Source organism: Ignavibacterium sp. (genome assembly GCA_032027145.1).
GTDB lineage: Bacteria > Bacteroidota > Ignavibacteria > Ignavibacteriales > Ignavibacteriaceae > IGN3.
The window spans coordinates 3,172,846-3,190,251 of sequence record JAVSMP010000001.1 but is presented as its reverse complement, the minus strand read 5'-3'; the positions used below and the strand labels follow the sequence as shown (position 1 = coordinate 3,190,251).

At 32.8% G+C, this 17,406-nt stretch carries 16 protein-coding genes and 1 tRNA gene; 7 read left to right on the top strand and 10 right to left on the bottom strand.

Annotated features, from left to right (window positions below; translation table 11 throughout):
* The first annotated feature begins 190 nt into the window (after positions 1 to 190).
* From ROY99_13350 to ROY99_13335, 4 genes are all read left to right on the top strand, one after another.
* Positions 191 to 2,698, top strand: coding sequence for an ATP-dependent Clp protease ATP-binding subunit (locus ROY99_13350; protein MDT3697363.1), 2,508 nt, complete (start codon positions 191 to 193; stop codon positions 2,696 to 2,698).
* A 70-nt stretch (positions 2,699 to 2,768) separates the two neighbouring features.
* Positions 2,769 to 3,200: a secondary thiamine-phosphate synthase enzyme YjbQ gene (locus tag ROY99_13345; GenBank protein MDT3697362.1), complete on the top strand. Its 432-nt coding sequence runs from the start codon at positions 2,769 to 2,771 to the stop codon at positions 3,198 to 3,200.
* Between the two features lie 3 nt (positions 3,201 to 3,203).
* A complete protein-coding gene (locus tag ROY99_13340) occupies positions 3,204 to 6,065 on the top strand; it encodes an alpha-amylase family glycosyl hydrolase (protein ID MDT3697361.1) in 2,862 nt (953 codons plus the stop codon).
* A 134-nt stretch (positions 6,066 to 6,199) separates the two neighbouring features.
* Positions 6,200 to 7,399, top strand: coding sequence for an RtcB family protein (locus ROY99_13335; GenBank protein ID MDT3697360.1), 1,200 nt, complete (start codon positions 6,200 to 6,202; stop codon positions 7,397 to 7,399).
* Positions 7,400 to 7,420: 21 nt separating this feature from the next.
* Here the strand turns inward: ROY99_13335 and ROY99_13330 are convergent, their stop codons facing one another.
* Together ROY99_13330 and ROY99_13325 are read right to left on the bottom strand one after the other, a co-directional pair.
* The gene (locus ROY99_13330; protein ID MDT3697359.1) at positions 7,421 to 8,185 is read right to left on the bottom strand and encodes an RNA methyltransferase; all 765 of its coding nucleotides are present in this window, start codon (positions 8,183 to 8,185) and stop codon (positions 7,421 to 7,423) included.
* Positions 8,182 to 8,523 (bottom strand): DUF971 domain-containing protein, encoded by a 342-nt coding sequence (locus ROY99_13325; protein MDT3697358.1) that lies wholly within the window; start codon positions 8,521 to 8,523, stop codon positions 8,182 to 8,184. The genes ROY99_13330 and ROY99_13325 overlap by 4 nt, the downstream gene beginning before the upstream one ends.
* A 123-nt stretch (positions 8,524 to 8,646) precedes the next feature.
* Here ROY99_13325 and ROY99_13320 point away from each other — a divergent pair, with 123 nt between their 5' ends.
* Together ROY99_13320 and ROY99_13315 are read left to right on the top strand one after the other, a co-directional pair.
* The gene (locus ROY99_13320) at positions 8,647 to 9,966 is read left to right on the top strand and encodes a hemolysin family protein (GenBank protein MDT3697357.1); all 1,320 of its coding nucleotides are present in this window, start codon (positions 8,647 to 8,649) and stop codon (positions 9,964 to 9,966) included.
* 59 nt (positions 9,967 to 10,025) lie between these two features.
* Positions 10,026 to 10,098 (top strand) — tRNA-Thr (locus ROY99_13315).
* Between the two features lie 548 nt (positions 10,099 to 10,646).
* Here the strand turns inward: ROY99_13315 and coaD are convergent.
* From coaD to hrcA, 8 genes are all read right to left on the bottom strand, one after another.
* Positions 10,647 to 11,126, bottom strand: coding sequence for a pantetheine-phosphate adenylyltransferase (gene coaD, locus ROY99_13310; GenBank protein ID MDT3697356.1), 480 nt, complete (start codon positions 11,124 to 11,126; stop codon positions 10,647 to 10,649).
* A gap of 86 nt (positions 11,127 to 11,212) precedes the next feature.
* Positions 11,213 to 11,767 carry a 16S rRNA (guanine(966)-N(2))-methyltransferase RsmD gene (gene rsmD, locus ROY99_13305; GenBank protein MDT3697355.1) on the bottom strand — a complete coding sequence of 185 codons (555 nt, stop codon included), beginning with the start codon at positions 11,765 to 11,767 and terminating at the stop codon, positions 11,213 to 11,215.
* Between the two features lie 16 nt (positions 11,768 to 11,783).
* Positions 11,784 to 12,710 (bottom strand): hypothetical protein, encoded by a 927-nt coding sequence (locus tag ROY99_13300; protein MDT3697354.1) that lies wholly within the window; start codon positions 12,708 to 12,710, stop codon positions 11,784 to 11,786.
* Positions 12,711 to 12,722: 12 nt separating this feature from the next.
* On the bottom strand, positions 12,723 to 13,295 hold the full coding sequence (locus tag ROY99_13295) for a hypothetical protein (protein MDT3697353.1): 573 nt from the start codon (positions 13,293 to 13,295) through the stop codon (positions 12,723 to 12,725).
* A gap of 30 nt (positions 13,296 to 13,325) precedes the next feature.
* Positions 13,326 to 13,820, bottom strand: a complete 495-nt coding sequence (locus tag ROY99_13290) for a helix-hairpin-helix domain-containing protein (GenBank protein MDT3697352.1) — start codon at positions 13,818 to 13,820, stop codon at positions 13,326 to 13,328.
* 52 nt (positions 13,821 to 13,872) lie between these two features.
* Positions 13,873 to 15,021: a molecular chaperone DnaJ gene (gene dnaJ / locus ROY99_13285; GenBank protein ID MDT3697351.1), complete on the bottom strand. Its 1,149-nt coding sequence runs from the start codon at positions 15,019 to 15,021 to the stop codon at positions 13,873 to 13,875.
* A gap of 22 nt (positions 15,022 to 15,043) precedes the next feature.
* Positions 15,044 to 15,616, bottom strand: a complete 573-nt coding sequence (gene grpE, locus ROY99_13280; GenBank protein ID MDT3697350.1) for a nucleotide exchange factor GrpE — start codon at positions 15,614 to 15,616, stop codon at positions 15,044 to 15,046.
* 15 nt (positions 15,617 to 15,631) lie between these two features.
* Positions 15,632 to 16,687, bottom strand: coding sequence for a heat-inducible transcriptional repressor HrcA (gene hrcA / locus ROY99_13275; protein ID MDT3697349.1), 1,056 nt, complete (start codon positions 16,685 to 16,687; stop codon positions 15,632 to 15,634).
* A 252-nt stretch (positions 16,688 to 16,939) separates the two neighbouring features.
* Here hrcA and ROY99_13270 point away from each other — a divergent pair, with 252 nt between their 5' ends.
* On the top strand, positions 16,940 to 17,380 hold the full coding sequence (locus ROY99_13270) for a MarR family transcriptional regulator (GenBank protein MDT3697348.1): 441 nt from the start codon (positions 16,940 to 16,942) through the stop codon (positions 17,378 to 17,380).
* Positions 17,381 to 17,406: the final 26 nt, after the last annotated feature.

Here is a 17,406-nt window from a genome sequence, read left to right as displayed (position 1 = left end):
AGCAAAAAATTAACCAAAGTTTACTGGCATTTGAATTGCCTTTATTTGGGATGTTGATCTGATAAGTAATTGTGATGATTTAACAACGATTTTATGTTGCCTTGAAACGGCGAATCACAATTAGTATATTTCAACCGTGAAACCAAAATTCAAAATCTTTGGTTCATTTTAAGTTAAAATAAGGAGAAATATGGACGGAAATTTTTCGGATAGACTGCAGGATGTAATAAGACTTAGCAGGGAAGAAGCTCTTAGACTTGGTCATGATTATATTGGTACGGAGCATCTTCTTCTTGGAATTATCCGGGAGGGACAGGGAGTTGCTGTAAGGATTTTAAGAAATCTTGAATGTGATTTACTTAAATTAAAAAAAGCTATTGAAGATACTGTCAGAACTTCCGGCGGAACTTTGACAATTGGAAACATTCCTCTGACAAAACAGGCAGAAAAAGTACTTAAGATTACACAAATAGAATCAAAAATTTATAAAGCAGATGTTATCGGAACGGAACATCTTCTGCTTTCTCTCTTAAGAGATGAAGATAATATTGCTACACAGATACTTCATCAATTTAATATTTCTTATGATGCTGCCCGGGCTGAATTGAATTCAATGCTTAGTGCAAAAAATCCAAAAGAACCAGGACAAAAAGCTTCTCAATCATTTGATAAGAAACAAGAAAAAACCAAAACACCTGTATTGGATAATTTTGGACGCGATCTTACGAAACTTGCTAACGAAGATAAACTTGATCCGGTTGTTGGCAGAGAAAAAGAAATTGAACGAGTAGCTCAGATTTTAAGCAGAAGGAAAAAGAATAATCCTGTACTTATCGGTGAGCCGGGTGTGGGTAAGACTGCAATTGCAGAAGGATTGGCACTCCGGATAGTTCAAAAGAAGGTACCTAGAACTCTTCAGGATAAAAGAGTGGTAACATTAGATCTTGCCGGACTTGTAGCTGGTACAAAATACCGGGGACAATTTGAAGAGAGAATGAAAGCTCTGATGAATGAACTTGAAAAAGCTGAAGATGTAATTCTTTTTATCGATGAACTGCACACGATTGTCGGTGCCGGCGGTGCAAGCGGTTCACTTGATGCTTCAAATATGTTTAAACCTGCTTTAGCTCGCGGCGATATTCAATGTATTGGTGCAACAACTTTTGATGAATACAGAAAATTCATTGAAACTGATGGAGCACTTGATAGAAGATTTCAGAAAGTAATGGTTGATCCGCCAACGTATGATGAAACGCTTCAGATACTTGAAAATATTAAATTTAAGTACGAAGAACATCATCGCGTAAAATACTCGAAAGAAGCAATTGAAACCGCTGTAAAATTAAGTAATCGTTATATAACAGACAGACACTTACCTGATAAAGCTATAGATGTTATTGATGAAGCCGGTTCAAGAGTACACATGGGTAACTTTGAAGTTCCGCAGGAAATACTTGAACTTGAAGAAGAGATTGAAGGTGTAAAAAAAGATAAAGCACGTGTGGTTAAAATGCAGGACTATGAAGAAGCAGCACGCTTACGCGATAAAGAAAGAAATCTTTTATCTGATCTTGATACTGCAAAGCGTGAATGGGATACAAAGACTAAAGATATAGTCCACGATGTTAGTGAAGAAGATATTGCTACTGTTGTTGCAATGATGACCGGAATTCCGGTAAACAGAATTGCTCAGACCGAATCAGAAAAATTGCTGAAGATGGATGATGCATTAAAGCAGCACATTGTCGGGCAGGATGAAGCAGTTAGTAAACTGACAAAAGCAATCAGAAGAACACGAGCAGGACTTAAAAATCCTAATCGCCCGATCGGAAGTTTTATCTTTTTGGGACCAACAGGAGTTGGTAAAACAGAACTATGTAAAGTGCTTGCAAAGTATTTGTTCGACAGCGAAGATGCTCTTGTAAGAATTGATATGAGCGAGTATATGGAAAAATTTTCAGTTTCCAGATTAGTTGGAGCGCCTCCAGGATATGTAGGATATGAAGAAGGCGGACAGCTTACAGAAAAAGTCAGAAGAAAACCTTACTCAGTTGTTCTTTTTGATGAAATTGAAAAAGCACATCCCGATATCTTCAGTTTGCTGCTTCAGGTACTTGATGATGGAACACTTACAGATTCACTCGGAAGAAAAGTGGATTTTAAGAATACTATCATCATAATGACATCAAATGCTGGAACTAAAGATATTAAGAATATCAGTAAATTTGGTTTTGGCGGCGATGAGAATGTTGATAAATATTCAACTCTTAAAGATACAGTTGAAGATGCAATGAAGAGATTGTTTAATCCTGAATTTCTAAATCGGATAGATGATACTATTGTATTCAGGAATCTTGCTAAGGAAGATATTTACAAGATTATTGATATTGAAATAAAAGATCTTCACGCTAATATTAAAGAGAATAAACTTCACTTTCAGCTTGATGAAACAGCAAAAGACTTTCTTGTCAATAAAGGATTTGATGAAAAATTTGGCGCTCGCCCTTTGCGCAGAGCTATTCAGAAGTATGTTGAAGATCCTCTTGCAGAAGAAATATTGCGAGGCTCGTTTAAAGAAGGAACTACAATCATCGCAAAACATGTTGAAAATTCTGAAGAGCTGGTCTTTTTTGATGAATCACTCGAACATCCTGATCCTAATGTGGAACCAGAAAAATCTGATTCATCCGGTAATTAAGTAATAATTCTTTTACAAATTAAAGGTTCGCTATAATGCGAGCCTTTTTTTTATTAACAGCGGACAAATTATGCAGCTTAAACTTGAAACACATTCTTTTACTGTCAGCAGCAAAGGAAATTGTGAGATAATTGATATTACCGGGTACATTCAGCAAGTTGTTTCAGATAATTTATTTTTAGAAGGCAGCGCGCTTGTTTTTATTGCGGGTTCAACTGCCGGAATTACTACCATAGAATATGAACCGGGTTTGTTAAAAGACTATCCGCACTTTTTTGAAAAGATCATCCCACAAAACCAGGAGTATCAGCACGATAGAACATGGCATGATGGAAACGGACACTCACACGTAAGAGCTTCATTACAGGGAGCTTCCTTTACAGTACCATTTAAAGATAAATTACTAATTTTGGGTACGTGGCAGCAGATTGTTTTTATTGATTTTGATAACAAGCCGAGGAGAAGAGAAATCATTGTTCAAATAACAGGTATAAAAGAGTAACGTATGAAAAAATTGTATTTATCTATCATTGTGTTTTTTGCTTTTGCTTTAATAGGTTTTGCTCAGATTGTTGTAACTGAACCACAATACCCGACTCAGAATGACAGCATAGTGGTTATCTTTGATGCAACACAACCCGGTGCAAGTGAATTATTAAACTACACAGGAACAGTATATGCGCATACAGGCGTTACTTCTAATCTGGGACAGTGGCAGCACGTAATTGGAAATTGGGGAAATAATTCAAATCAGCCTGCTCTTACCAGGTTGGGACAGAACTTATACAAATTAACGATTGGTTTTCCGAGAACATTTTATTCTGTTACCAATCCATCAGAAAAAATTTTACAGCTTGCAATGGTTTTCCGAAGTTCAGACGCATCAAAACAAACCAGACCCGATATTTTTATTGATCTTTATGAACCCGGATTAAATTTGGTTATTCAAAGCCCTCAGGTCTCAGTTGATTTTAGTGATCCTCTTCGCTCGCCGGCATTTGTTAAAGAAGGAGAAATTGTTCCGATAAATATTGAAGCAGTTGAAATAGAAACAGAAGTTTCATCTTTAAATATTTTGATCGATGGTGTTCAGGTCGCACAGACAGATTCCAGTAATATATCTTTTAATTTTAATTACGCTGATTATTCAGCTGGGGCACACTATGTAAAGATAATTGGTACAGATACAACAGGAAGTACAGATTCAACAACCTTTGTGATGTTCTCAAATCCTGTTATGAATAATTTACCATTGCCAGACGGTTTACGACTCGGATTAAACTACTCAAGTTCAACTACTGCTACACTTGCTTTGTATGCTCCTTATAAAGAGTATGTTTATCTGATCGGGGATTTTAATGACTGGAAAGTTCAGACTGATTATTTTCTTAACAGGCAGTATGTTAATGCAGATAGTGTAATCTGGTGGATTAATTTAACATTAAATCCAGGTACTGAATATGCGTTTCAATATCTTGTTGATGGTAAAATAAGAACTGGTGATCCTTACTCAGAAAAAATTCTCGATCCCTGGAATGACGGCTATATTCCTTCAACAACATATCCATCATTAAAACCATATCCTTCGGGTAAAACATCCGGAATTGTAGGTATTGTTCAGACAAATCAATCAGAATACCAGTGGCAGGCATCAGATTATACAAGACCTGCCAAAGAAAAGATTGTTATTTATGAATTACTTGTAAGAGATTTTTCGACACAGCGAACATTTCAATTTCTAATTGATACTTTATCTTATTTAAAATCCCTTGGTGTTAATGCAATTGAGTTAATGCCAGTAATGGAATTTAGTGGAAATCTTAGCTGGGGATATAATCCGATTTATCATACCGCAGTGGATAAATATTACGGAACAGCTAATAAACTCAAAGAGTTTATTGACGCTTGTCATCAGAACGGAATTGCAGTAATACTTGATATGGTATTAAATCAGGCTGATAATGCATCTCCGCTTGCAATGCTTTGGTGGGATAATGTAAACAACAGACCCGCAGCTAATAATCCATATTTAAATCCAATAGCACGGCATCCGTTTAATGTTTTTAATGATTTTAACCATGAAAGTAATGCTACAAAATACTTTGTTGATCGTGTAAACGAATACTGGTTAAAAGAATTTAAATTTGATGGATTCCGTTTCGATCTTTCAAAAGGATTTACTCAAAAATTTTCTAATGATGTAAATGCCTGGAATGCTTATGATCAAAGCAGAATAAATATCCTGAAACGGATGGCTGATAAGTTATGGGAAGTTGATTCAACTGCTTATGTAATACTTGAACATTTTGCTGTCAACAGTGAAGAAATAGTATTATCAGATTATGGCATGATGCTTTGGGGTAATCATAACCACGATTATAATGAAGCAACAATGGGATATACTTCAGATTTTTCCGGTATATCATATCTCAATCGGGGCTGGACAGATCCGCATTTGGTCGGATATATGGAAAGCCATGATGAAGAAAGACTTATGGTAAAAAATCTTGCTTTTGGTAATTCTTCAGGCTCTTATAACATAAAGAATCTTAATATTGCATTGAACAGAATGAAACTTGCAGGTGCTTTTTTCTTTACCATACCCGGACCAAAACTCTTATGGCAGTTTGGTGAACTTGGTTATGATATTAGTATTAATTTTAACGGAAGAACAGGTGAAAAGCCGGTTAAATGGGACTATCTAAACGATGACAGAAGAACTAATCTTTACAAGGTTTATTCTGCATTAATAAATCTTCGTAATAATTATGAAACTTTTCACGCAGCAAATTTTAATCTGAATGTAAGCGGATTTATGAAGAAAATTAATCTTTATCATTCTTCAATGGATGCATTTATTGTTGGTAACTTTAATGTAATTCAGCAATCAACAAAACCAAATTTCAGTAAGATTGGTTATTGGTATGATTACTTTACAGGTGATAGCATTAATGTTACAAGCACAACTAATTTAACAGACAGCATTGTACTTGCACCAGGAGATTTTAAACTTTATACCTCTGTTAGATTACCGCTTCCGGAACAAGGAATCCTTTCTGATGTTGAACAAATTGATAACCAAATTCCAGTTGAATATGTATTAGAACAAAATTATCCAAATCCTTTTAATCCTGTCACAACTATCAGGTACAGTATAACAACCCCTGCAAAGGTTACATTACAAATTTATAATACACTTGGCAAAGAGATAAAATCTTTAGTGAACAAAGAACAGTCAGCCGGAACCTATGAAATTACATGGGACGGAAAAGATAAAAATGATAAGTCAGTCAGCTCTGGTGTTTATTTTTATCGTATCAATGCAGGAAAGTTTTTAGAAACAAAAAAAATGATTCTGCTTAGATAAACAAATAATGTTCAAAAGTTACTGCAGTAAGAGTATTACTTTAGTTTGTATTCAGAACTGACAATTTTGTTTTTATTAAGGTTGATTAACACCTTTATTTTCTTATTGTTTATTACTAAGTGATTAGCTGTCGGATGAAACGTATTAAAATATTCGGAGAAGAAATAATAGATGAAAAATCTATTGCTCAGATTGATAGATGTACATCTGAAAATGATATCGGCGTATTAACCGCAGATGCACATTACGGGTACAGCCACCCGATTGGCGGAGCAGTAGCATACAAAAATAAGATTTCTCTTTCCGGTGTCGGATTTGATATTGCATGCGGGAATAAAGCAGTTAGAACTGACATCAAAGCAGATATGATTGAATTGCCGAAAATAATGGATGAGATTTATTCGCAAATTTCATTTGGTATGGGAAGAAAAAATAATCAACCGGTTGACCACGAGGTTATTGATAAAATTGCATCTTCTGAATTTAAGCAGCAAAGAAAACTTATTAATTTAGCTAAGGAACAACTTGGAACAGTTGGCAGCGGTAATCATTTTGTAGATCTTTTTGAAGATGATGAGGGTTATTTGTGGATTGGAGTTCATTTTGGTTCGAGAGGTTTTGGACATAGAACTACTATGGGTTTTATTGCACTATCAAAAGGGCAATCATTTGAAGATAGAGTCAGTGAAGGTTCAATGGATTCTCCACCAATACTTTTTGATATTAAATCCGAAATAGGACAAGCATATATTCAGGCGATAAATCTTGCAGGTCGATATGCCTACGCTGGAAGAGATATTGTTGTAGAGCAGGTGTTAAGAATTTTAGGTAATCCGGCTAAAACTTTTGAAGTGCATAATCATCACAACTTTGCATGGCAAGAAGAACATTTTGGAGAGAAATACTGGGTTGTAAGAAAAGGCTGTACTCCTGCATTTCCTAAACAACTCGGATTTATCGGTGCAAATATGATGGATGACTCTGTTATCGTTGAAGGCATTGATTCTGAACTTTCCAGACAGGCTTTATACTCCACTGTTCATGGAGCAGGTAGAACAATGAGCAGGAACGAGGCGGCTGGCAGAAAAAAATGGAAACACGGCAGACTTCTGTCTGTTAGCAGAGGGAAGGTGAATTTTGAAAAAGTTAAATTTGAAATGAAACAAAAGGGAATAGAACTTCGCGGTTCAGGCGCAGATGAAGCTCCCGAATGTTATAAAAAATTAGATGAAGTTATTTCTTACATGGGAAATACAATAAAGATTATTTTCAGATTACATCCGATCGGTGTAGCGATGGCTGGCTCCGATGTTTATGATCCTTATAAAGATTAATTGACTAAAGTGAGCAAAATATTACTGTTTATTTACAATTGTTGAAATAATTATTGCTGCTGCCGTAGAAACATTAAGTGATTCTGCTCTGCCTTTACCCGGGATAGTAATTGTTTTATCAGCAAGTCCACTTATCATTTCCGAGGGTCCGGTAGATTCATTTGAGAAAACCAGAACAGACTTTGCTGCAGGATTAAAATTAAAAACATTTTTTCCTTTAGTATCGGAACTAATTATCTGATAACCTTCTGACTTTAGATTAATAATATCATTTTCAAAAACTTCATCATAAATATTAAGATGAAAAACAGAACCCATTGAAGAACGGAGGACTTTAGGATTTAAATATTCAACAGATTCATTTGTTATCAGAATATTATAAATCCCAAACCAATCGCAAGTTCTTATAATTGTACCAAGATTACCGGGATCAGAAATATTATCAATCAGAACAAGTATGTTTTCTTTTAATTCAGTTAACTTTCTCTTAGGATATTTTTTCTCGAAAACAGCGGCTATACCTTGAGGTGCTTTAGTGTCTGATATTCGCTGAAATTCAGATGACTTCAATTCAATAATTTTATTAACTTTTTTCTTTAATAAAGAAACAATTTCAGAAAATGATTCAGCAAATAGCGGAGTTACAAAAACAACCTCGTTGGAATAATTACTGTTTAATCCCTCTTCAACAATTTTTAATCCTTCAACAATAAATTTTTCTTCTTGAGTGCGATATTTTTTAATTAATAGAGATGAATAATATTTAAGATCGTTTTTTGAGATCATATAAGTCTGTTATACTTTTGTTCTGAATTGTTATCTATTCCATCTTCAAGAGTTTTTAAATAATCCCAGGAATAAATACCGGTATCGTGTCCATCTTTCCATGAAATCTGAATTGCATAACCACCGACAATATTAATATTTGAAACCTTATACATATTCTCTGAAAAAATAGTTGGTTTTGGTGGTCTGTAAGTTCTAAGTAAAATAGTTTCGCCTTTGCAGCTTGCGCAAGGGCATTCATCTCTAAGATATTTTAACGGGATAACTGTTATGCTGTCATCCTGCCACGTTATTGATAAATCAGCTTTATCTTTGATTTTAATTTGTTTTGGCTTCATTCGATTAATAAATTATAATGTTTGCCTTAAAATAACATAATAATCAAAAATTTGTAATGTAATTTTATAATAATGCATTATCTTTGTAGTATCTAATAACAACAGAAGGATAATAAATTTTTAATGGAATTGGTTCTTGTATTTTTACTGCTTCTATTTATTAACTTTATTCTTGCAGCATCAGAAATTGCATTAGCATCATTTGGTGAATCAAAAATTGAAGAACTAAAACAAAAGCAGGATAAAGATGTTCCATACTTTGAAGAATTGAATAAAAATGAAGAGCAGGTGTATAGCAGCATTCAGCTCACTTCTAAATTTTTAATAGTTATAATTTCAGTATTAGGCTATCTTATTTTTTCAAACTGGATTTATAATCAGGCTCTAACACTTACAGGTTTTTACAACTATTTAGATACTGCTATAACTATTGTTATAACATCAATAGTAATTACAATTATAATTTTGGTATTTAATGTACTTGTCCCGAAAGCGATTGCTTATCGTTACTCAGATTCTATTGGTAAAAAATCTATTAAGATAATTTTAATAATATCCAAAGCACTTAAATTTATAACTTCAGGTATAACAGCAATCAGTAATCTTATTTTATTACCCTTTAAAGAAAAGATCAACTTCTCACAAGAACGTCCTACAGAGGATGAAATACTTGATATAATTTCGGATGGAGTAAAATCAGGTACTATTGATGAAGCAGACCAGGAAATTATTGAAAATATTTTTGAGTTTAATGATTTGAAAGCCGATGAAGTAATGATTCCAAGAACAGAAATGATTGCTGTTAATTTGAATGAAGAAAATGAGAAAAACATAAACTTAATAATTAAGTCTGGACATACTCTGGTTCCTGTTTACGAAAACTCATTGGATAACATTGTTGGGATACTTCATACTAAAGATTTAATGCGTGCGATAATTGAAAAAAGGAATTTAAATCTTAAATCTTTGATTCGACCTGCATGTTTTGTCCCGGAAACAAAACTTATTTCAGAAATTTTAAAGGATATGCAAAAACAAGGAGAAAAAATTGCTATTGTAACTGATGAATACGGCGGAACAGAAGGTGTTGTAACGATAGAAGATATTCTTGAAGAAATTGTTGGAGAGATAAAAGATAAAACACAGAGCGAAATACAAAGTTACAGCAAATTGCCCGATGGTAAGTTTTATGTGCTGGGATCAATGTTTATTGATGAGTTTAATGATACATTTAATTTTAAACTGGATGAATCGGATGAGTATAATACTATTGCAGGATTTGTTGCAGATAAATCAGGTAAAATTTTAGATGTGGGCGAAAAATTTGAATTTGATGGATTAATATTTGAATTGATCAAAAAGATCAGGCAAAAGATGGTTCAATTCAGAGTTTATGACGAAGCTGGCAACTTCAGTCTTAGTTCGCAAGTTGAATTAAGTTAGCTTAAAAAGGAATTGCACAACAAAAAAATAAATATTATTTTTGGCACACAAAAAATTGCGCTGGTGTAGCTCAGCTGGTAGAGCAGCTGATTTGTAATCAGCCGGTCGGCGGTTCGAATCCGTTCACCAGCTCAAAAAATAAACCCCAAAATTAAATGTTTTGGGGTTTTTTAATTAATGCGGTTCTACTCAAACTAATAATGATTATTTACAATTTACTGACCAAAGTAAGATATAATAATTCAAAAAGGATTTAAATCGCTTAAAGCCCACTATAAATAATCATAATGGAGATTATTGACTTAAAGAAGTTAAATTGATTAAAGAATAAATTAGAAAAAAGTACCGGACTAAGAGAGAATATCTATCTATCCTGATTAATTTTTTAACAAAGAATCTCAGAACTTACATCACAGACATTCCTTTCCAACAATTTATTATTGAATTTTCTTTTTGTGTTTTAAAGTGGAAAACTGAGCTGTCAGAGAGGAAGAAAGGTTATCAGGAAAGATTATTTAGAAAAGTAAAACACTCCTTTTTAAAAAAGATTCTCTTTATAAATAAAGATACATTGAAACGATAGATATTAGTGTTATGAACAGTTGCTTTTATGTTTCTCACTTACAGTATTATCACTCGTAATATAATGCTGATTAAAATTGTGTTTGAAAAATAAACAGCTATCGAAACTTTTTCTTTAGTGCCTCTTGTACATTCGACGGGACGAAGTTGCTGATATCAGCTTTGAGTGATGCAAGATTTCTGATAACAGTTGAATTAAGATAAGTATAACGCTCGTGAGGCATTAAAAAAATAGTTGTTATATCTCCGCTAAGTTTGCGGTTCATCAATGCCATTTGAAATTCAAATTCAAAATCACTTATTTGTCTTAAACCTCTTACAATTGCAATAGCGCCAACTTTTTTTGCGTGTTCAACTAAAAGTCCATCAAATGAATCAATTATCACTTTATTACTAAATTCCTTTAATGATTCTCTGAGCATATCAACTCGTTCTTGAGTAGTAAACAACGGCTGTTTTGATGGGTTAATTGCAACTGTGATAAAAACTTCATCAAAAAGATCAACTGCTCGTTTAACGATATCAATATGTCCATAAGTTACAGGATCAAAAGTGCCGGGATAAATTACTCTTTTCATAACATTATAAATTTCTTATTTAGTATAATCAAATCTATTGATAATCAGGTTTAGATAAAAAAACATAGAAAAAATAATCCAGAAAATTATTTTTGAAATATCTCATAAAGGCAGGAGTCGCCGATAATTTTGAACGGCTCAGTTTTAAAATTTTCTATATCTTTAACTTTAGTTTGAACAGATCGTTCAACAACCATTCTTGCATCGTTTTTAAGATAATTGTTTTGCAAAATATTTTTAACTACCTCGTAGATATCATCTTTAAAAAATGGCGGATCAGCAAGTATAAGATCATACTGTTTATCAGGCATTTTATTAGAATAGTCTGTTGCATTCATTCGTATCACTTTGCAGTAATCTTCAACACTAAGCGATTTAATATTTTCCAATAGGTTTTTATATATCTTAAAGTCTCGTTCAACAAAAGTAACATGCTTTGCCCCTCGGCTAATACACTCTAATCCGAGTGAGCCTGAACCTGAATAAAAATCCAGAACTTCAATCCCGTCAAAATCAATTCTGTTATTAAGTAAATTGAACAATGTTTCTTTTACTCTGTCAGTTGTGGGGCGAATCTCTCTGGACTGAGGCACAGTAATAAATCTTCCTTTAAATATTCCGGAAATGATTCTTATTCTCATCGCATTACCGGTAAAATTATGCTATTCGAAATGCAATACCAGCCGCAGAAGAAAATGAATTGTATTTTTCAAGATAAAGTTTACTCTCATATAAATCAGGCATTGGTCTGATCTTATCAAAAGGATTAAAGGCGATAAAATCAAGTCCTAAAACTTTTTTAAGTGTATGCACAATTGCGGGTGATATTTCATCACCGGAAATAAATGCAGCTTCAATTTGTGTTCTTTGAATATTTAATATAGACGAAGTTGATGTTTCTTTTAACAAATGTTCTGTAATTTCACTTGCATCATTTAAAGGAATAACTTTGAAGTATAAAGGTCTTCCGTTAAAAGCATAAAAAAGTGATAGAAATTTACTATTAAAATAAACACTGAGAGTTAATCCTTTATAAACGATTGCATTACTTACCGAAAGTGATCTTTCTGCGGCGATATGGAGATTATCAACAAATCTCAGTTTTAAATTATTTTTTTTACAGAATGTATCAAGCATTTGTAAGTATCTTCTTTGAACAGCAAAAACAAGTGCTGTGTTTATTTCAATAAACGGTCCCTTTTCAATTTCGTAATATTGAAGAACCAGATTTTTTGTAGAGATGAATGGATAGTTGACAGAAAATTCCCATTTGAATTCATCAATCAAATCCTGATAAAGCAAGGTGGTATCATAAGGGATTTGCATTGTATGAAAAAGTTCGAAAGGTAATGTAAAGGATGCAGAATTGCTGTTGAAATTCTTTTTGATCAGCAATTCATCAAAAGCGCCCTGCAAAAGGGCGCTGACTTTTGTTTCTTTATCTATTTCAAAATTTATCGGATCATTAAAGTAAGTTTCATCTACATTTACAAGTCTAAACTGATCATTGAGATAATTAACTTCAACAATCTGCAATTTAGTGCCGGACAAATTAAACCCGATATGATTTTCAAATCCAGCCATTATCCAATATTGTTATTCCCAGGAAGCAGTATTTTTTAATGCATCATTATCCAGACTGCCAATTGAACCATATCCTGCAGGGTCTTCGATGTAATATTTTGTTCCCTTAACAATTTTCTTTTCAACACGGATAACTTTACCAGATGGATTAATAACAGTATCACTTACAACATTACTGTCAATTCCCATAACAAATCTCTGATTAATTTTGGGTGATAAGAACAAGCTGTCCGGAGTAAATGTGCCATCAGATAATACTTTGAATGGATCAGCAGATTTTTGTCTTAATGAATCGAAAGCTTTGCGAACACTGTCAACATATTTATCATTTTTAATAAAACTAATCAATCTATCTAAGCTGCCAGTAAATGAGCCATTTTTATGCTGCCATAGTATCTGAGCTTCCTTAAGATTTGTCATTCTTAATCTGGTTTCTTTCTTAAAATAATTCTCTTTATTAATTTGCTCTTGAGGATCAAGTACAGCAACTTTAATAAGTAGTACAGTAAGAATTGCAATTATAAGATATAATCCAGCATGTAGGTACCAAGGATCTTCATTTTTTTTAGAACTATTGGATGGCATTATTCCTCCGGTAAAATAATTTGATTATTGTTAATCGATATAAACATATTTTCTAATTTGCATAAGTTTTTTTTCGCCGATGTTCTTAACATTTAAAAGCTGTTCAATACTTTTAAATTTCTTAATACTATGTCGATATTCTATAATTATTTGAGCTGTCTTTACGCCTATGCCCGGTAAATTAGACAACTCATCCGCTGTAGCTGTATTAAGATTTATACTTTTTTCAGCAGGCAGAATTTTCTTATTAATATTCTTAAAATTCTGAGTGTTAAAATCTAAAACTTCCTGCTTATAATCAACATTTGTACTGCCACTTTTTTGACTATTTAAAGATACCGAGTCTGATGTTAAAGCATAAAATTTTGTATCTTCTTTGGCATAATCAAAACTGAGATATTGACTGCTTTCCTTTGTAAAGAATGTTTTGTAAACAACCCCAATAAGGAATACAGATATAAAAAATCCTAAAATTTTTATCTCAGTTTTAGTTAACCCGCTTTTTTTTGACAGCTTTTCAAGCATTGATTTTGCTTTGATTGTACCAAATTATAAAATTTGTTTAAGTCAATTATTCTCAAAGTCCGAATCTACTAAAAATTCCATTACCATTTTCTTTATCTATCGATTTGAAGTTTGGTTGGTTTGCTAATTCTTTAAGTAATTCTTTTTCTTTATTAGACAATTTTTTAGGAATATTTATGTTAATTTTAATTATTTGATCGCCATAGCCGGAGTGGTTCAGATGCTTTATCCCTTTATCTCTCATTTTCAACAATTTACCTGATGGAGTTCCAGAATCTATTTTTAATCTTGCTTTGCCATTTAAAGTTGGAACATCAACCTCGGTACCTAATACAGCTTCAGGGAATGTAATGGAAAGTTCATATAAAATATCATCTTCTTCTCTTACAAAATATTCATGCTCTTCTTCTTTAAATACAACTATTATGTCACCCGGATGACCGCCTCGTTTGCCTGCATTTCCTTCACCTCGCAATGTCATATAACTTCCCTCGTGAACACCAGGAGGCACATCAATTTTTATTGTTGATTCGTTATTAATTCTGCCATCGCCAGAGCATTTTTTACAGGGTGTATCAATAACTTCACCTTCTCCATTGCAATTTGCACAAGCAGTTATGTTAACAAACTGTCCGAATACAGATCTTGAAACTGATTTTATTTCGCCGGTTCCATTACAAATTGGGCATTTTTTTCTGGAAGTACTACCTTCAGCGCCTGTTCCGGAACATTGATCGCAGATGATTTGTTTTTTTATTTTAATTTTCTTTGTTACTCCGGTTGCAATTTCTTCCAGCGTAAGTTTAAGGGTAACTTTAAGATCTGAACCAGGTACACCTTTACTTCTTTGTCTTCCTCTTTGCTGACCGCTTCCAAAAAAGTCATCAAAGATAGAAGAGCCGCCGCCAAAAATATCTGAAAAGTGTGAAAATATATCATTGATATCAGAAAACCCCTGAGAGCCAAATCCGCTACCTTTAACTCCATTATGACCGAAACGATCGTATCTTGCACGTTTGTCATCGTTATTTAGGATTTCATAAGCTTCAGCTGCTTCTTTGAATTTGTCCTCTGCTTCTTTATTTCCGGGGTTTCTATCCGGATGATATTGCATTGCAAGTTTTCGGTAGGCTTTTTTAAGATCGTCTTTTGTAGCGTTCCTTGTAACTCCCAATACTTCGTAATAATCTCTTTTACTCATTGATTCTCTTTTTATTTAAAAATTATTCTTCACTTACAATAACTTTAGCATATCTTATAACATGATCTTTATAAATGTAACCTGTTTCCAATTCATCAAGAACTGTGTGCGGTGGAACAGAATCATCAGGTCTTTGCATCAAAGCTTCGTGGAACTCAAAATTAAATGGTTTACCAACTGATTCAATTTTCTGTACACCTTGTTCATCAAGTGTTTTTAAAAAATTATTGTAAATAAGCTGGATACCTTCTTTAATTTTTTGAACATCAGTTTCTTCAGACATATGAGATAATGATCTTTCAAAATCATCTATTGTAGGAAGAAGTTTAATGATTAATGATTCAGCGGCATATTTTAATAAATTTATTTGTTCATTTTCGGTTCGCCGTTTATAATTCTCAAACTCTGCTGCTTTACGGAGCATCAAGTCTTTGTAATTAGCTACTTCTGCTTCTAAAGCTTTTATCTTTTCTTCGTCAGATAATTTTTCAGATGTTTGCTGCTCATTATTTACTTCTTCTTTCACTTCATTTTCTGTTTGATTAGTTTGGTTTAACTCTTCAAGTTTTTCATCATTAACATTTTTTTTAGACATTTTTCATTTTTCTCCTTATTTATTTCCTGTTAATACTTCTGTTAACATATCTCCAAGATATGAGATGATTGCTACAACTTTCGAATACTCCATTCTTTTTGGTCCTATTATGCCAACCGTACCAGATGTTTCTCCAAAGGAATACTCTTTTGTAATTAGACTGTATTCGTGAAGTTTTTCATCTTCGTTTTCGGTACCGATTGAAATGATTATGTTATCAGATTTATCAGGTTTTTTCTTATCTAATATATGTATTATAATATCTTTATCTTCAATAAGTTCAATAACACTCTGAAATTTTTCAGGGTCTTCAAATTCAGGGTGCTGAATTATGTTTGTTGCTCCTGTAATCAGTATTTTTTCTTCAGGCTGAACATTAGTAAAAATTTTATCGACAGAATCTACAAATAAACGCATTATGGGCTTTTCTGAATCTTCAATATCTATCAGTCTCTCTTTAGCTGTTTGTCTTATTTCCTGAAATGTTAGACCGTTTAATCGCTCATTTAGTATTGATTCTATTTCGTGTAAAGAACTTGCTTCAATTTCTGAATCAAATTCCAAAGTAATTGTTTTTATCAGACCTGATTGAATACTAACTATAACTAACAATCTGGTACTTGAAAGTGAAACGAGTTGAATCTTGGTTAGTATTCCTTTATCAAGTGTTGGATATGTAACACAAGCTATCTGTTTGGTAATACTGCTAAGCAATTTGGAAGCAACTTTTAGTATTTGTTCTTTCTCAATTAACTGAGTATCAAGACTTTTGTCTATTAATCCCTTTTCGGAGGCTTTCAATTCAGAGATTTCCATCAGTGAATCAACATAATATCTATATCCTTTATCTGTTGGAACTCTTCCGGCGGAGGTATGAGGATGATTAATATAACCAGAGTCTTCAAGCTCAGACATTATGTTTCTAACTGTTGCCGGTGAAACTCCGACATCAAATCTTTTTGTAATATTTCTTGAACCAACCGGAGAAGCAGTTAAAATAAACTGCTGTATAATTGATCGCAGTATCAATTTCTCCCGTTCATTTAGATTTTCGTGAAGTATCGATGCCATTTTCATAAAAACTATTATTTAAGTTGCAAATATATCAATAATTCAAAAGATTATTTAGAATCTGAATCACCAAACTTCCAAAAGCTTTTAGATGCTAAAAGAAAAGAGTAATTTTTATTCAATAATTACTCCAATTATAAAAATGTTGAGATTTTGGTGCAAAATAAAGCCATTATTAGTTGCTAATAAAAAATATTTTTGAAATTATGAATATCCAAATTATTTTAGGATATAAAATATATAAGGTTTTTTATGCTTGCTGAAATGGAACCAATCGCAGATATGATTTGCGAACTTACACGCAATTGTAATATTAAAGAAGAATATTTTGCTGCGAGTTTTAATATGTCGCCAACTGAAATTAAATTCTTAAAACTTTTTGCAGTCAAACCTCAATATACTATCAAGGAATTGCGTGATGTATTAAAACTTACACCTGGCAGAATAACACATGTTTTAACTTCATTAGAAGCCAAAAACCTTATTTCCAGAACTTTGAATGTAAATGATAAAAGGGAAATATTAGTTAGCCTGCTGCCAAAAGCTAATCCACTAATTACAAATTTGAAGCAGAATTATAACGAGCTTCATAAAAGAATTCTTCAGAATGTAAGCCAGAGAGAACTTGAAAATATTTCATCGGCATTAAAGACTCTCAATCAAGTTTTTGCTGAATGGGTCAATCAAAAATAATTTATACACTAAAACAACTAAAATAA

What these genes read in the sequence shown, in the direction of transcription:
- ROY99_13350 (MDT3697363.1), top strand. Translation starts at nt 191, where the DNA reads ATGGACGGAAATTTTTCGGATAGACTGCAGGATGTAATAAGACTTAGC.
- ROY99_13345 (MDT3697362.1), top strand. Translation starts at nt 2,769, where the DNA reads ATGCAGCTTAAACTTGAAACACATTCTTTTACTGTCAGCAGCAAAGGA.
- ROY99_13340 (MDT3697361.1), top strand. Translation starts at nt 3,204, where the DNA reads ATGAAAAAATTGTATTTATCTATCATTGTGTTTTTTGCTTTTGCTTTA.
- ROY99_13335 (MDT3697360.1), top strand. Translation starts at nt 6,200, where the DNA reads ATGAAACGTATTAAAATATTCGGAGAAGAAATAATAGATGAAAAATCT.
- ROY99_13330 (MDT3697359.1), bottom strand. Translation starts at nt 8,185, where the DNA reads ATGATCTCAAAAAACGATCTTAAATATTATTCATCTCTATTAATTAAA.
- ROY99_13325 (MDT3697358.1), bottom strand. Translation starts at nt 8,523, where the DNA reads ATGAAGCCAAAACAAATTAAAATCAAAGATAAAGCTGATTTATCAATA.
- ROY99_13320 (MDT3697357.1), top strand. Translation starts at nt 8,647, where the DNA reads ATGGAATTGGTTCTTGTATTTTTACTGCTTCTATTTATTAACTTTATT.
- coaD (MDT3697356.1), bottom strand. Translation starts at nt 11,126, where the DNA reads ATGAAAAGAGTAATTTATCCCGGCACTTTTGATCCTGTAACTTATGGA.
- rsmD (MDT3697355.1), bottom strand. Translation starts at nt 11,767, where the DNA reads ATGAGAATAAGAATCATTTCCGGAATATTTAAAGGAAGATTTATTACT.
- ROY99_13300 (MDT3697354.1), bottom strand. Translation starts at nt 12,710, where the DNA reads ATGGCTGGATTTGAAAATCATATCGGGTTTAATTTGTCCGGCACTAAA.
- ROY99_13295 (MDT3697353.1), bottom strand. Translation starts at nt 13,295, where the DNA reads ATGCCATCCAATAGTTCTAAAAAAAATGAAGATCCTTGGTACCTACAT.
- ROY99_13290 (MDT3697352.1), bottom strand. Translation starts at nt 13,820, where the DNA reads ATGCTTGAAAAGCTGTCAAAAAAAAGCGGGTTAACTAAAACTGAGATA.
- dnaJ (MDT3697351.1), bottom strand. Translation starts at nt 15,021, where the DNA reads ATGAGTAAAAGAGATTATTACGAAGTATTGGGAGTTACAAGGAACGCT.
- grpE (MDT3697350.1), bottom strand. Translation starts at nt 15,616, where the DNA reads ATGTCTAAAAAAAATGTTAATGATGAAAAACTTGAAGAGTTAAACCAA.
- hrcA (MDT3697349.1), bottom strand. Translation starts at nt 16,687, where the DNA reads ATGGCATCGATACTTCACGAAAATCTAAATGAACGGGAGAAATTGATA.
- ROY99_13270 (MDT3697348.1), top strand. Translation starts at nt 16,940, where the DNA reads ATGCTTGCTGAAATGGAACCAATCGCAGATATGATTTGCGAACTTACA.